Origin of the sequence: Candidatus Poriferisocius sp. (genome assembly GCF_965204145.1) — a bacterium.
In the GTDB taxonomy this organism is placed as follows: domain Bacteria; phylum Actinomycetota; class Acidimicrobiia; order Acidimicrobiales; family Bin134; genus Poriferisocius.
Genome location: NZ_OZ241977.1, coordinates 2,921,105 through 2,935,093, shown reverse-complemented (window position 1 = coordinate 2,935,093; position 13,989 = coordinate 2,921,105). Strand labels below are relative to the sequence as shown.

The window sequence follows — 13,989 nt, the reverse complement described above, 5'->3', positions numbered from 1 at the left end:
CTATGAGCGACGACGCTTTCACCACTGAATCGGATCAACCGATGTCGGAGGACACCGCAGCCGAGGAGCCCGAAGAACCCATGGCCCAAGGCTCCCCCGAGGCCGCCGATGAGGATGGCGGCAATGGGGGCGGCAATGGGATGCTGGGTCCCATCGAGATCCCTTCGACAAGCCGGATGCTGGTCGGACTGGGCGGGGCGGTCATGGCCCTGTCCACCCTGTTCAGTTGGGTAGAGCTGGGCTCAGACAGTTTCCCCAACATCGCCGGCGTTGGCACGTCGACGATTGGCGTTGGACTTGTGGTTTTCTTGGTGGGTTTGTCGTTTCTGTTGCGGTCCAAATCGGTGGCGGCCACCTTGGGCATGGCGTTGGGTGCTTTCGCCATTACCTTGATCTTCATCGTTGTGTCCGGAACCGACAACGACGCTCTCGGCATTGGCGCCTGGATTGGCTTAGCGGGCACCGCAGTTGCCGTGCTGGGAGCACTGCTACTGGCCTTCGAATCAAGTGATCGGCCGGAATTGGAGTTCGTTCCCATGCCGGCAGCACTGGGCGCTGCCTTGGCGGTTGTCGCCTCGTTCTGGATCGACTGGATGCTCAGTTTTGGCTCGTACCTCTGGTATGGGCTTGATGAAGAAGGTCCGCTCAATGGCCTCGACCCCGATGTGCTGTTTGGTGTTCCCATCCTCATTTTGGGGGGGATCGCCCTAGTGCTTATCGTCGAACTCGTCACCGTGCCTCGCATGGTTTTCGAGGGCAGGCGGCAGGTGCTCTTGGCAATTTGCCGGACGGCCGGAATCGCCATCACGGTTATTGCCGGCGCCAACGTCGCGGGCATGGTGATGCTTGGGCTGTTCATATTCGGTTCTGGGCCGTTGGTGGCCCTGGTGGGCGGGATCATGCTGACCCGCTCGATTCGCGAGGCGTAAACCCGCCAAACCACTGGCAACCAGGCCCAAGGGGCCGGGTACACTGGCTGCTGCTCGCGCTTGTAGCTCAGTTGGATTAGAGCGTCTGACTACGGATCAGAAGGCCGGGGGTTCGAGTCCCTCCAAGCGCGCTGAGACGCACTGGGGAGCTATACGGGGCTGAGATAAGTCGATCTGAGCTGGGCGATGGTCTCGTCGGTGAGATTGAGGTGGGAGCGGGCGTAGCTATCAATACCACCGAGCTCACTCTCGATGTGATCGAGAAACGCGTGGATCTGCGATTCGTGGGCGCCCATTATCGGCCAAAGTGATTCGGGGGCCAGCTGGCGCTGCTCCTCCAGTTCGTCGGCCACCACAGTGTTGGTGGCCAGGTAGTCCGCAACCACTGTGTCTCGGTCCACGCCCAGAACGCCGAGCAGCATCGCGGTGGCCGCGCCGGTGCGGTCGGTGCCGCCCTCGCAGTGGAAGAGCAGGGGCCGTCCGGCAATCGCCACCAACTCAGTGAAAAACCCCGCGAACACCGGAGCGAAGTCAACGGCGAAGCTCACATACCGCTTCACCCGGTCGCCGGCGATGTCGAGGCCCAACTCGCCGGTCAGCTTGAGCACTGCGTCGAAGTCCTGGTTGAGCCAGTGATGGATGATGTCCGCCCTGAACTGGGACAGATCCTGTTGCTCCTCTCGGCCCCCAAGAAGCGCAGTCGAGCTTCGGGGGTTGTCGATGGGCAGATTCACCCAGCGCACGGCGAGGCCATCGAGTCGGTCGGGACGGCGCTCCACCTCCGCCTCGCTGCGGAAATCGACCACGCAGGCCAAGCCGAGCTGGGCCAGGTCGTCGCTATCGGCTTCGTGGAGGGTGTCGGAGCGGAAGAGGACTCCGCTGCGAACCACGCGGCCCTCGGCGGTTCGCAGGCCACCGAGGTCGCGCAGGTTTTTGGTGCCCCCAACGGGAACGAGCTGTTTGAAGACGTCGATGCCCATCAGCCGGCCGACACGAACTCCTCTTTTTCTGGATCCCAGATCACTTTGACCAGCGGGGAGTCGTCGGCGCCTATCTTGCCCTCGCTCATTGAAGCCGCAGACATGCCCGGCAGGTCGATCGACCCGAGGTTGGCCGCCGCCTCCAGGAATGTCTCGTTGGTGAGGTTGGGGCCAGCGGCGGTGGCAATGGCGGCGAACAGCCAGACCGTCTGACAGGCCCTGACCACCAGACTGAGATTGATGGGCTGGCTGGGATCTTCGGTCACGTTGACCTGTTCGACATTCCCGTCCTCGTCTGTGATCTGAGCGTTGTTGTAATTGTCCACGCACTCAATGATCAGGGGATCGTCCCCCCGGTCCCAGTACGTCTTAATCTGCTCCGGTGCGTACACGTGAAGCTGGATGGCGGTGGGATCGACGCCCAAGTTCAGGTAGATGTCTTCGTCAGACTCGCTGGTGATCTGCGGGATGTCGATCCCCGCCCTGATCATGGCCCCAGACATGAGCGCAGGCTCCAGCGAATACACCAAATCAGGATCCTCATCGGCGATCCGCTGGACGATCACGTCGTGGTTGGCCTCGGCGGCCTGCACGTCGTCAACCGCGGTCACCCTGCTCACCGAGGTGATGGTGGCGCCGTGAGCCTCCAGCGCTTCGACGAGGGGGTCGGTGAGAGAGTCTTCGCTGGCCAAGATGCTGAAGTGGACCCTCTTGCCATCGATGAGCCCGTCGGCCGCGGCGGCGGCGATCAAGTTAAGCTGGATTCCCAACTTGGTGGCCTCGGTGGCGAAGAGCAGGCCGTTGGAGCGGTTGATGGCCTCCGGTGTCACATCGTTGCCGTTGACGGCGATGGTGTTGTTGCGCTCGGTGTAGCAGAGCTCGTTGTCCTCGCGAAGCCAACCGACGAAGGCGAAGACCATCTTGTCTTCCACGAACTTCACGCAGGTGGCGTCGGCCTCCACTGTTCCGATGACGTTGAGGACATCAATGAAGGGAACGAGCATCCGGCCGTTGATTCCGCCGGCGGCGTTCACCGCGTCCACAGCCACCTGCCACTTGGAGGCCAGGTCGCCCTGGTCGAATCCGAACATCTCGGCATCGAGGGAGGTCATGCCGATGCGGATCTCTGTTTCGGTCACCCCTCGGAATGAGGCGGTCAGCGGCACTGGAGTCGCCTCGGGCTCGGGTTCGGGGGCTGGTTCCTCGTCGTCGGGCTCAGGCGCGGGGGCCGGCTCGTCGTCGTCGGGTTCGGGGGCTGGTTCCTCGTCGTCGGGCTCAGGCGCGGGGGCCGGCTCGTCGTCGTCGGGTTCGGGCGCGCTAGTTGCCGGCGCGGCCGGAGTGTCGTCGGAAGAGTCGGAATCTGAGTCGCCGCCACAGGCGGTGAATATGAGCGAAAGAGCGACGAGCACTCCAAGAAGCCGTTTGGACATTTGAGCCTCCAAAGTCACAGCGGTGGTCACAACGTAGCGAAGAACGGCGACTCCTCGTTGTGGTCCACCCGAATTTCGCAATATTTTCGATGAGTGTAGACAAAAATCGAAAGTCTGTCTTTCGCGATGCGGATTTAGGTGCTAACCATCTGTCGTGGCCGTCGAAGGGAATGCCCCCGACAACCCGAATCAGGATGCCGCCTCCCTTCTGAGCTCCACCATCCTTGACAACGAAGAGGCTCGGCTGTACGCCGCGCAGTCGGCCAAGCGTGATGTGATTTACGACGACGCCGCGCTGCCCGGCGTTGGCGTTGAGGAGATGGGCCTGCGGGACGGCCTCCGCCGGGGCGGGATGATCACGTTCGGCACCCTGGCCGCCATCGAAGCCTTCGACGAACTGGAGGGTGCCGCGCTCAGCGTTCTGGGCCCCGACATTGCCGAGACATTCGACGTCTCCGACGGCACCATCACCTTCATCTCGGTGGCGGCGGCTGCCTTCTTGATGCTCGGCGCCGCCCCCATGGGCTGGCTGGCCGACCGCATGCGGCGAACCCCCATCGTGGCCATCGCCACCATCGTGTTCTCGTTCTTCTCCTTCGCCACCGGGCTGGCGGTGAGCGCATTCATGCTGTTCTGGCTGCGCTTCGGCGCCGGCATCGCCAAGGCCAACAGCCTCACCATCCACCCTACGTTGCTGGCCGATGCCTACCCGATTGCCATCCGGGGCCGCATGTACGCCTTGGAAAGGAGCATTTCCCGCGTCGCCGGAACGATCAGCCCAGTCTTGGTGGGCGCGATAGCCACTGTTGCCGGGGGCGATGAGGGATGGCGCTGGGCCTATCTGGTTCTCAGCATCCCCATAGCAGTGATGGGGTTCTATGCCCTGCGCCTACCCGAGCCCGAGCGGGGCCAATGGGAAAAACGCGAGGTTCTCGGCAAGGGCCTCGACACCGACGACGACATCGAGATATCCGTGGAAGCCGCATTCGCCCGGATCTGGCGTATCGACACCATCCGGTACATGACCGTCGCGCTGGCAGCGCTGGGCTTCGCGCTCTTTCCGGCCAGTTCCATTGAGAGCTTCTTCTTGGAGGAGGAGTTCGGCTTGGACGCCTTTGAGCGGGGGTTGGCCATATCTCCGACCGCCTTTGGCCTGCTGCTGTTCCTGCCGTTCATCGGCAAGCGGTTCGACCAGACTTTCAAACGCGATCCCAACCGGGCTCTGCGCATTCTCGGCTCGCTGCTGTTCCCGCTGACGGTAACGGTGCCCATCCAGTACTTCATGCCCAACGTCTATCTGTTCGTGGCTTGGGCGGTGGTGAACGGGACGCTTCTGGGGGCGTCGTTCTCGATGATCGGACCCGCCGTGCAAACGGTGCTTCCCTATCGCCTCCGCGGCATGGGGATGGCCATCATCTTGTTCTTCATGTTCGCCATCGGCGCGGTGGGCGGTGGTCTCCTCGCCTCCCTTTTGCAAGACGAGATCGGGGAGCGGCCCACGATCATCACGATCACGGTGATCGCCATGCCCCTCGGCGCCTTCTACATCATGCGTGGGGCGAGCCGGATGCGGCGCGACCTGTCGCTGGTGGTGTCCGAGCTCAAAGAAGAAGAGGAAGAACAGCAGCGCCGGGCCGAGCCGGGCGCCACCATACCCGCGCTGCAACTCCACAACGTCGACTTCAGCTATGGCCAAGTGCAAGTGCTGTTCGACCTCAGCTTCGAGGTGCAACAGGGCGAGACCCTGGCCCTTTTGGGAACGAACGGGGCGGGCAAGTCGACCGCTCTCAGGGTGGTCACCGGATTGAACACGCCGGAGAGGGGCATCGTCCGCTTCAACGGCCGCACCATCACCTTCGCCACTCCAGAGCAGCGAGTGGCCATGGGCATCCAGATGCTCCCCGGCGGGGGCGGGGTGTTTCGGTCGATGACGATCGCCGACAACATCCTGGTGGGCGCTGGCCACTACCGCCATGATCGGGCTGCCCTGGAGCAGAGGCTCGACTACGTGTACGAGCTGTTCCCCATGCTGAAGAACCGGCAACAGGAGTTGGCCGGCGACCTGTCGGGCGGCCAGCAGCAGATGCTGGCCCTGGCCCGGGTGATGCTCCACCAGCCCGAGATCCTGCTCATCGACGAGCTGTCGCTCGGGCTGGCGCCGGGGGTGGTGGCTGAGCTTCTCGAGCTGGTCGAGACATTGAAGGAGACGGGCCAGACCATGATCATCGTCGAGCAGTCTTTGAACGTGGCCCTGTCCATTGCCGAGCGGGCTGTCTTCTTGGAGAAGGGCGAGGTGCGGTTCGAGGGGCGAACCGCCGAATTGGCCGAGCGCGACGACATTGCCCGGGCGGTGTTCCTGGGAGAAGAGGGCGGCTAGCGATGTTCTCGGCCGTTCTCGCCGCCAGCCGAATCAACCCCCAGGTGATGTTCAACGGCGCGGTCACGGGCATCGTCATCGGCCTGTTGGCGATGGGGATCGTGCTCACGTTTCGATCGACGAAGGTGATCAACTTCGCAGTAGGGAACATGGGCCTGATCGGCGGCGTGCTGTTGCCGCTGCTCGTGCTCCAGTACAACTTCCCGTTCTGGGTGGCCGTCGCCCTGGTTCTGGTGATGGGCGCGGTGTTCGGGGGCATCGTCGAGCTCACCGTCATCCGGCGGCTGTTCCGATCGCCCAGGGTCATCTTGCTGGTGGCCACGGTGGGGGTCGCCCAGCTCTGCCAGGTGATCCCCCTCACGTACCCCGAGCTCGACGTCAAGGGAATTCGGCGCTATCCAGTGGTGACTTCGGCCGATTGGCGGCCCTTCGAAGCGCTGGGGGTGAGCGAGGTCCAGCTCTGGACGGTGCTTGCTGCCCCGGCGGTGATTACCGCAGTCGGCTGGGGGCTACTGGCACTCCGTACCCACAAAGACCGCTCGAGCCGGCGAAACACTTGGCTGAGTACATGGGTCGTCGGGTTGGCGGTGACCTTTGGGGTGCTCGCGCTGGTATCGGGTGGGGGCGAGCCCAAGGGGATCCGTGTTTCCGGTACCCAGCTCACCATCCTCGTTGCGGTCCCGCTTGTGGCGCTCGGCCTCTATTTGGTGCTCAACCGCACATGGTTCGGCAAGAACGTGGCCGCCGCGGCCGAAGACTCCGACCTTTCCCGGCTCGCGGGCGTCAACCCGAAAGTGGTCTCAACGTTCGTGTGGGTGATGGCCGGACTCATCTCCACGATTGCCATCGTTCTGCTGTCGGGGCAGAGCGGCAGCGTGTCTGGCTTCGGGGGGCTTGGCCCCTCCACTCTGGCTCGGGCCCTGGTTGCCGCCGCGATCGCAGGGATGACCTCGTTTCCCCGGGCCATGGCGGCCGGCATTTATCTGGGCATCATCGAGTTCACGATTGGGTTCAACTTCCTTGAGCAGCCGGGGTTGTTCGATTTCCTGCTGCTGCTGGCCGTGTTGGGCGCGGTGGCCATGCAACGACACCAGCGGGTGTCCACCGAATCGTTTTCGTTCACCCCAAAGATCCCCCCTATACCCGACCACCTCCGCCAAATCTGGTGGATACGCCACATGAGTCGGATCGGGTTCGGAGTCGGGCTCTTGGCGTTGATTGTGCTGCCGCTAATCATCACCCAGCCGAGCCGGAATCTGGCCTACGCATCGGTTCTGGCCTTTGCGCTGTGCGCCAGTTCGCTCACCGTCATCACCGGATGGTCGGGCCAGGTCTCGCTGGCCCAGATGAGCTTTGCCGGTATCGGCGCGCTGACTGCCGCGGCATTGACCCGCGGCCTTGAGATGGACTTCTGGTTCATCGATTTCAACGCCGCCCCCATTCCGTTTGCCCTAGCCGTGTTCATCGCGCCCCTGGTCATTGCTTTGCTGGCCGCGGTGGTGGGAGTGGGCGCTCTTCGGGTGCAAGGACTCATGCTGGCCGTCACCACCCTGGTGCTGGCCTTGGCCGCGTCGCTCTACATATTCCGGCGACCGATTTTTACCGACGGCAACGCTCGCACCGTCCCGTTCTTGCGGGGCGACCTGTTCGGCATCGACCTGGCCAGCCAGCGCAACTACTACTACTTCTGCCTGGTACTGCTCACTGTCGTCCTGTTCGTGCTGGCCAGGCTTCGCCGGTCCGGCGTCGGCCGGGGGGCCATTGCCATTCGAGACAACGTCGACTCCGCGTCGGCCTACACCGTCAGCTCCACTCGCATGAAGCTGTCGGCGTTCGCAATGGCAGGAGGCATCGTGGGTCTCGGCGGGGCGGTGCTCGCCGGACTGGTCCAAAGCATCCCGCTTTCCGAGCAGTTCTTCACCGTCGACGACTCAATCAGGCTGGTCGGCATCGTGGTGATCGGAGGCCTGGGCACGATCATCGGACCGGTGCTCGGCGCCATCTGGATCGAGGGCCTTCCCGCCCTGTTCAACGACAGCAGCGTGGTAGCCCTATTCGCTTCCAGCATCGGGCTTCTCCTGGTGGTGATGTACTTCCCCGGCGGTTTCGTGCAGGTTCTGTACTCGTGGAGATCATCAGCGCTGAGATGGGCGGAGAACCACTACGGGTTGACGGTACCGCCGAAGGGGGTCCAGGGCTCGGTGCGGCTGCCTGAGCCGCATAGACCCCCGGCCGGGGCCGGCCATCCTGTTCTTGTGACTAACGACCTGTCGGTGGCGTTCGGCGGAAACCAGGCCTTGAGCGGTGCGTCGCTCTCGGTTCCCCACAATCGCATCGTCGGACTAATCGGCACCAACGGCGCGGGCAAGTCGACGTTCATGAACGCGGTCGGGGGGTTCGTCCCGGCTGGCGGTGGGGTGCAGCTCAATGGAACGGAGATCAGCCGCCTTGCTCCCCACCGCCGGGCCATGCTCGGCTTGGGTCGCACTTTCCAGGGGGCGACGCTGTTTCCCGAGCTCACCGTGCGCGAGACAGTGCAAGTTGCCCTTGAAGCCCGGGAGCGCACGCCACTGCTGGCAACTGCGACGGGGTTGCCGCCTTCCACCAGGATCTCCCGGGCTCAGAGAGCAGCAGCTGACGAGATCATCGACTTCCTCGGCTTGGGCCGATACGGCGACTCCTACGTGGGCGATCTGTCGACCGGAACGCGGCGCATCGTCGAGGTCGGGGGCCTGCTCGCCCTCGACGCCCACCTGATGTGTCTCGACGAGCCCACCGCGGGTGTCGCCCAGCGCGAGGCCGAGGCGTTCGGTCCGCTGCTGGTGAGCATCAACCGCGAGCTCCAGTCGTCGATGCTGATAATCGAGCACGACATGCCGCTGATCATGAGCGTGAGCGATCACGTCTACTGCTTGGAAGCCGGGCAGGTCATCGCTGAAGGAAGCCCCGAGCAGGTGCGGGCCGATCCGCTCGTCATCGCCAGCTATCTGGGCACTGATGAACGGGCAATTGGTCGATCCGACCTCTAGAGACAGCAATCACGAGGATTATGCAGCCAGCACACGCCAACACCGATGCCGCAACAGATGACAACGCCCTTCATTTTCGGCGAACTCTTCACTTCGATGGTGCCCTCAATGTGCGAGATCTGGGTGGTGTTACCACGGCAGCAGGCCAGCAGGTGCGTTATGGCATTGCCTACCGCTCTGACGACCTCGCCGATCTCAGCGTGGTGGACTTGGCCGAGCTCGAAGAGCGCTCGGTGAGAACGGTGGTGGACTTCCGCAACCCCGAGGAGGCTGAAGCCCGACCGTCGCGGCTGCCCCGCGGTGCCGAGGTCGTGTCCACGCCGTTCCCCCCCGGAGACAAGACGGCGGCAGAGGTGATGGAGCTTCTGGTCGGCGGCGAACTAACCACCGATATTGCCCACGAGATCCTTCTCGACTCCTACCGGCATGTCACCGAAACCGGTGGCCCGGTGATGGCCGAATTGATCCGCTCGATCATCAACCGCCCTCCCGTTCTCTTCCACTGCGCGGGCGGCAAAGACCGAACCGGCGTGGCCGCGGCAGTGATCTTGTCGATCCTCGGGGTTGACCGCGACCAGGTTATCGACGACTACATGCTCACCAACGATCGGCTGACCGATCAGTCCAGCACTTTTCAGCTCCGGCTTGCGGAGTATCCCGAGGAGTCGCGCCACGTGCTCTTGGCATTGGGATTGGCCAAGACCGCGTTCATCGAGCGGTCACTCGACATCATCGACCGTGATTTCGGGGGGATCGACGACTACGCCCGGAATCAGCTCATGTTGACCCAAGACGAGATTGATGAGCTGAGGGCGCTCTTGTTAGACGGCTAGGTCAATCGTTCGCGTCGCGCCGAGTTGCCCATGGAGGGCTGAGCCGATGCTCGTCGATCATGTCGCTCCACAGTTCTTGAGCGGCCCGGGCCCGTTCCGGCCGCAGGCTGGCGATGGCGACGAACAGCGCATCAACGACCGCAAGATGGGCGATTCGGCTGGACACTGCCGCAATTCGGAACTCCGATTCAGTTCCCCCCGCCAGCAAGGCGTGGTCAACCGACTGGGCCAAAGGAGATCGGGCGAACGTGGTTATGGCCGCGGTGTGCGCCCCCGCGCTGGATGCCGCCTCCACCGCGGTGAGCGTTTCGCGGGTGGACCCTGAGTGGCTGATGGCCACCACGATGTCTCCCGGACGGAGGAACCGGGCGGCGGTGAGCTGCATGTGCGAGTCGGAGTGGAATTCGGCTCGATGGCCAAGCGTCCGCAATCGGAAGGCGGCGTCGAAGGCCACCGCTGCGCTGGCCCCCGCGCCCACAAAGATGATTGTGCGGGCGTCGAAGACAAGCTCGGCGACTTGGTTGAAGCTGGCTGTGTCCAGCGTGTGCTGGGTGTGGCTGATGGCATCCACGGTGGAGGACAGGACCTTGGAGAGCACCGATTCCCGGTCGTCGACATCCACCGGGCCGTCGAACCCGGTGGCCGTTTCCTCGGCGACCAGGCGGAGCTTCAAGTCTTGGAAGCCGCGCAGCCCGAGTTCTTGGCACAGGCGCACGATGGTCGACATCGAGGTTCCGGTGCGCTGAGCGAGGTCGGCCACCGAGATCCGGACCACCTCCGCAGGGTCGGCCAATATCTCTTCGGCTACCACGGCCAGCTTCGGCGTCAAGCTCGGCAGCAGACTTCGAAGGTGGACGGTGGGGGGGATTTCCGGTGCTTGAGGAGAATCATCCATCAGCGGGTGGCCACCCTTGCACCAAGCCGAGTTGGGCACACAATTCCAGAGAATTCAAGGTGCGGCCCCGCCATTCGACTGTTCGTTCAATGTCTTCGGCCAGCCAGGCAACCACTGTTCCGGTGGCCTCGGGGGGTGCGCCGCCGAAATTGTGCAGGTCGAGGGCGGCCATGGCCTCGGTCCAAGTGAAGCCGGGGTCGATGTTGATGGCGGTGATCCCGTCGGACTCGTGCTCGGCCTGCAACAGCGGCGCCATGCGGTGGAACGCCCCCTTGGAGGCGCAGTGGGCGTAGCCGAGCATCTTCAGCTCGACCACCTGATAGGGGGGATCGTCAACCTGGCCTGCCGACGAAGTGAGGTTCAAGATGAGGCCCGATCCTCGCTCGATCATCGAGGGCAGGATGAGCTGGGTGAGAAGAACCTGGCGCAGCACATTGGCAGTGAAGGCGGTGTCCAGGGCTTCGAGATCGAGTACCCCTACCGGGTCGAGGAGGCCCGGGCCGCTCCAGATGGCGTTGTTGACCAACACGTCGACCCGGCCCCATTCGTTGAGTGCCGTTTCAGCCGCGGCCCGTACTGAATCTGCCGACAGCAGGTCCATGGTGATGGGCAGGACCCGCTGTCCTCGCTCGGCAATCTCCGCGGCGGTCGTTTCCAAGCTTCCAGATACGGCCACATCGCCGCCGGCATCCGTGGTCGGCTGGGCGACTGTTCCCTCACCTTCCCGCACCGTTCGGGCCGTGATGGCCACGTCGAATCCCGATTCGGCCAGGGCGAGAGCGCTGGCTCGGCCGATTCCCCGGCTGGCGCCGGTAACTAATGCTGTGGGGCTGGACTGTTGCCCGCTCATGACAGCGGTCCGGAGAGTTCAACACCATCCGGGGGCTGGGAGATCTCAATCGCAACGCCGTCGGGGTCCATGATCATGAACTGCCAGAATCCCTTGATCTCCGACGGGCCGCTGAGGATCGGAACACCATGAGCGGTGCAGGCCTCCGCCGCCTCATTGATATCGGCAACCCGGACGGTGAAGCCCCGCAAGCCCCGCTCATTGTTCTGGGGGTCACCCAGGTCTGGGTCGCCCAGATACACGAACTCCACCTTCTGGCCCCCGACCAGGCCGACCACTACCCGCCCCTGGACTCCCTCCCGGCCCACGATGGCATCCAGCCCCGGTCCGGAAATCCTCTCGTCAGACAGAACCTCGTAGCCCAACAGCTTGGTGTAGAACTCCAGCGAGGCATCCACATCCACCGGATGGATGATCACATGCGACCAGTGGCGCACTCCGACTGCTCCCGACATGTTTGGTGTCCTCCCTAGGTGGCCAGCGTCGGCAGGATACTCCAAAAGTTATGCGAAAAAACGAAATCTTTTCGATTCGCCGATCACCCTGGGGTTTTAGCCGGCGATGGCTTGGGAGATGGAGAGGTCTACTCGGCGGCGTTTGCGGTCTACGGCTAGGACTTTGACCCAGACTTCTTCGCCGGGGAGGACGATCTCTTCGGGGTGGTAGACCCGGTACTCGGCCATCTCGGTGATGTGGACTAGCCCCTCGATGTCGTCACCGACGGCCACGAAGGCGCCGAAGTCGGCCAATCGGGTCACTCGGCCGGTCATCAGACCGCCGACCTCGAGTTCGGTCAGAGGGTCGGGGGTGAGCTTCATGGTGAGGTTCACCCGCTGCTTGGGCTTTTGGATCGACTTGACCTTCACCTGCACCTCGTCGCCCACGCTCACCACCTCGTTGGGGTGCTGCACCCGCTTCCAGGCCAATTCAGTGGTGTGGACCAGGCCCCGCACGCCGTTGATGTCGACAAATGCTCCGAAATCCTGGATATCCACCACCTTGCCGGTGTACTCGTCGCCTGCCGACATGGTCTCCATGAAGGCCTTGGCCGCCTTGCGCTGCTCGGCCCGGACCACTGCTTTGCGCGACAGCACCAGGCGGCCTGACACCTGGTCGGCCTCCACCACCTTGCACTGCACTTCCCGCCCGACCAGCGCCTGGAGGTTCTCCACCGGCTCCACGTCGATCAGCGACGACGGGATGAACCCCCGCACCCCCACGTCGCATGACAGCCCACCCTTGACCACTGCGGTGATGGTGCCGGTAACGGCCTCGTTGGCGGCGGCGGACCGGGCGATATCCACCCAGGCAATCTGCTGCATGGCCCACAGCCGGGACAGCACGATGCGCCCCTTGTGGTCTTCTCGCACCAGCACGGCGGCGTTGACCACCTCGCCCAGCACGCACTGCTGGGTCAGGTCGGCCGCCGGATCATCGCCCCAGTAGCGCTGGCTGATGACCCCGATGCGCCCGCCGCCCAGATCGAGCTCTATTTCATGGGCAGCCTTGGTCTTCACCGTCCCTGACACGATGGTCCCCCCCGTCAACCCATCCACCGTGGGCGAAGCCGCCTCCCCCGGCGGCGCCTCTGGCTTCGGCTCCTCCGCACCTTCAGGTTCGGGTTCTTGTTCTTCGGCAGTCGCTTCTACCTCAGACATAGGGGAATTAACACTAATGGCCTTGATCGGAATACCGACAAGGGAAGGTCAGGTTCCGGCTAAGCGGGCCACCACTGGGGCCATCTCCTCCATGGATTCGATCGACAGGCCGATGTAGCTGATGCCCAGCTCTTCTCGCTGGTGAACCAGCTTGTCCACCACCTCGTCCACTGTTCCGATCATGCTGTGAGGCGACGCCAGCGCCTGGTCGGTGTCCAATCCAAGCGCCGGGGCCAAGGCTCCGGCAAAGCTCTGCTTGTCGTCGGTAACTCTGGCCACATGGACCCGGGAGTGCAGTTCCAGGCCCTCGAACCGCTCTCCGGCGCTCTCACGGATCCAGTCGATCTTGGCGGCGGTGGCTTCGGCGGTGGCCGACGATCCCACTCGGTTGTCGATGACCCCGGCAGCCATATTGGGGTTCACCCCCACGATGTCAGCCGTTCGGGCCGCCAATCGCAGTACCCGTTCTGAGCCGCCGGCCACGAAGAGCGGCGGGCCTCCCGGCCGCACCGGTTCGGGCAGCCCCTCAAGCTCTTCGATGGAGTAGTGCTGGCCCGAGAACGTGACCGTCTCACCGGCGAGCAGTCCCTTGATGATGGCCACCGCCTCGCCCAGGCGCTCGATTCGCACGCCGGGCCGGTTCATGGCAATGCCGGTGCTGTGGTAATCGCTGTTCTGCCACCCGGCTCCGATGCCCAACTCGAACCGCCCGCCGGACAGCACATCCAGCGTGGCCGCCTCCTTCGCCAGCGCCGCGGGGTGGCGGAAATCGTTGGCCAGCACCATGGTGCCCAACCGCAGCGTGGTGGTGGCTTCCGCGGCGAAGGCCAGCGCCACCATCGGCGCTGGTCCCTGGTCGAAATGGTCGGGCATGCAGAAGACGTCGTACCCCAGCCCCTCTGCCCGTCGAGCCATCTCCCGCCACCCCTCAGCGTCAGTAAACCCCCGAGCCTGCACCCCAAACCGAAACCTGCCCACCCAGGCGACACTACCCGTCAAACTGACATA

General features: G+C 63.8%; 11 protein-coding genes and 1 tRNA gene. 5 read left to right on the top strand and 7 right to left on the bottom strand.

Going from position 1 to position 13,989, the window contains the following annotated elements; genetic code table 11:
* The first annotated feature begins 2 nt into the window (after positions 1 to 2).
* Entirely contained in the window at positions 3 to 929 is a 927-nt protein-coding gene (locus ACOGI7_RS13620; protein WP_419849302.1) for a hypothetical protein, read from the top strand.
* Positions 930 to 985: 56 nt separating this feature from the next.
* Positions 986 to 1,060 (top strand) — tRNA-Arg (locus ACOGI7_RS13615).
* Positions 1,061 to 1,078: 18 nt separating this feature from the next.
* Here ACOGI7_RS13615 and ACOGI7_RS13610 read toward each other — a convergent pair.
* Both ACOGI7_RS13610 and ACOGI7_RS13605 read right to left on the bottom strand, forming a co-directional pair.
* On the bottom strand, positions 1,079 to 1,909 hold the full coding sequence (locus ACOGI7_RS13610) for a tyrosine-protein phosphatase (protein WP_419849301.1): 831 nt from the start codon (positions 1,907 to 1,909) through the stop codon (positions 1,079 to 1,081).
* The gene (locus ACOGI7_RS13605; RefSeq protein WP_419849300.1) at positions 1,909 to 3,339 is read right to left on the bottom strand and encodes a hypothetical protein; all 1,431 of its coding nucleotides are present in this window, start codon (positions 3,337 to 3,339) and stop codon (positions 1,909 to 1,911) included. Before ACOGI7_RS13605 ends, ACOGI7_RS13610 begins: the two co-directional genes overlap by 1 nt.
* Before the next feature lie 154 nt (positions 3,340 to 3,493).
* Here ACOGI7_RS13605 and ACOGI7_RS13600 point away from each other — a divergent pair, with 154 nt between their 5' ends.
* From ACOGI7_RS13600 to ACOGI7_RS13590, 3 genes are read left to right on the top strand one after another with little or no spacing between them, the layout of a single operon-like run.
* Complete coding sequence (locus ACOGI7_RS13600) at positions 3,494 to 5,716, top strand: MFS transporter (protein WP_419849299.1); 2,223 nt, start codon at positions 3,494 to 3,496, stop codon at positions 5,714 to 5,716.
* A gap of 2 nt (positions 5,717 to 5,718) precedes the next feature.
* Positions 5,719 to 8,745, top strand: coding sequence for an ABC transporter permease subunit (locus ACOGI7_RS13595; RefSeq protein WP_419849298.1), 3,027 nt, complete (start codon positions 5,719 to 5,721; stop codon positions 8,743 to 8,745).
* A 20-nt stretch (positions 8,746 to 8,765) separates the two neighbouring features.
* Positions 8,766 to 9,578 carry a tyrosine-protein phosphatase gene (locus tag ACOGI7_RS13590; protein ID WP_419849297.1) on the top strand — a complete coding sequence of 271 codons (813 nt, stop codon included), beginning with the start codon at positions 8,766 to 8,768 and terminating at the stop codon, positions 9,576 to 9,578.
* A 1-nt stretch (position 9,579) separates the two neighbouring features.
* Here the strand turns inward: ACOGI7_RS13590 and ACOGI7_RS13585 are convergent, their stop codons facing one another.
* The 5 genes from ACOGI7_RS13585 to ACOGI7_RS13565 all read right to left on the bottom strand — a co-directional run bounded on the left by ACOGI7_RS13585 (position 9,580) and on the right by ACOGI7_RS13565 (position 13,959).
* On the bottom strand, positions 9,580 to 10,473 hold the full coding sequence (locus tag ACOGI7_RS13585; RefSeq protein ID WP_419849296.1) for a MurR/RpiR family transcriptional regulator: 894 nt from the start codon (positions 10,471 to 10,473) through the stop codon (positions 9,580 to 9,582).
* Positions 10,466 to 11,323, bottom strand: coding sequence for an SDR family NAD(P)-dependent oxidoreductase (locus ACOGI7_RS13580; protein WP_419849295.1), 858 nt, complete (start codon positions 11,321 to 11,323; stop codon positions 10,466 to 10,468). Before ACOGI7_RS13580 ends, ACOGI7_RS13585 begins: the two co-directional genes overlap by 8 nt.
* Complete coding sequence (locus ACOGI7_RS13575) at positions 11,320 to 11,778, bottom strand: VOC family protein (RefSeq protein ID WP_419849294.1); 459 nt, start codon at positions 11,776 to 11,778, stop codon at positions 11,320 to 11,322. Before ACOGI7_RS13575 ends, ACOGI7_RS13580 begins: the two co-directional genes overlap by 4 nt.
* A 96-nt stretch (positions 11,779 to 11,874) precedes the next feature.
* A complete protein-coding gene (locus ACOGI7_RS13570) occupies positions 11,875 to 12,981 on the bottom strand; it encodes a 30S ribosomal protein S1 (protein WP_419849293.1) in 1,107 nt (368 codons plus the stop codon).
* Positions 12,982 to 13,029: 48 nt separating this feature from the next.
* Positions 13,030 to 13,959: a TIGR03621 family F420-dependent LLM class oxidoreductase gene (locus ACOGI7_RS13565; RefSeq protein ID WP_419849292.1), complete on the bottom strand. Its 930-nt coding sequence runs from the start codon at positions 13,957 to 13,959 to the stop codon at positions 13,030 to 13,032.
* Between the last annotated feature and the right edge of the window lie 30 nt (positions 13,960 to 13,989).

What these genes read in the sequence shown, in the direction of transcription:
- ACOGI7_RS13620 (WP_419849302.1), top strand. Translation starts at nt 3, where the DNA reads ATGAGCGACGACGCTTTCACCACTGAATCGGATCAACCGATGTCGGAG.
- ACOGI7_RS13610 (WP_419849301.1), bottom strand. Translation starts at nt 1,909, where the DNA reads ATGGGCATCGACGTCTTCAAACAGCTCGTTCCCGTTGGGGGCACCAAA.
- ACOGI7_RS13605 (WP_419849300.1), bottom strand. Translation starts at nt 3,339, where the DNA reads ATGTCCAAACGGCTTCTTGGAGTGCTCGTCGCTCTTTCGCTCATATTC.
- ACOGI7_RS13595 (WP_419849298.1), top strand. Translation starts at nt 5,719, where the DNA reads ATGTTCTCGGCCGTTCTCGCCGCCAGCCGAATCAACCCCCAGGTGATG.
- ACOGI7_RS13590 (WP_419849297.1), top strand. Translation starts at nt 8,766, where the DNA reads ATGCAGCCAGCACACGCCAACACCGATGCCGCAACAGATGACAACGCC.
- ACOGI7_RS13585 (WP_419849296.1), bottom strand. Translation starts at nt 10,473, where the DNA reads ATGGATGATTCTCCTCAAGCACCGGAAATCCCCCCCACCGTCCACCTT.
- ACOGI7_RS13580 (WP_419849295.1), bottom strand. Translation starts at nt 11,323, where the DNA reads ATGAGCGGGCAACAGTCCAGCCCCACAGCATTAGTTACCGGCGCCAGC.
- ACOGI7_RS13575 (WP_419849294.1), bottom strand. Translation starts at nt 11,778, where the DNA reads ATGTCGGGAGCAGTCGGAGTGCGCCACTGGTCGCATGTGATCATCCAT.
- ACOGI7_RS13570 (WP_419849293.1), bottom strand. Translation starts at nt 12,981, where the DNA reads ATGTCTGAGGTAGAAGCGACTGCCGAAGAACAAGAACCCGAACCTGAA.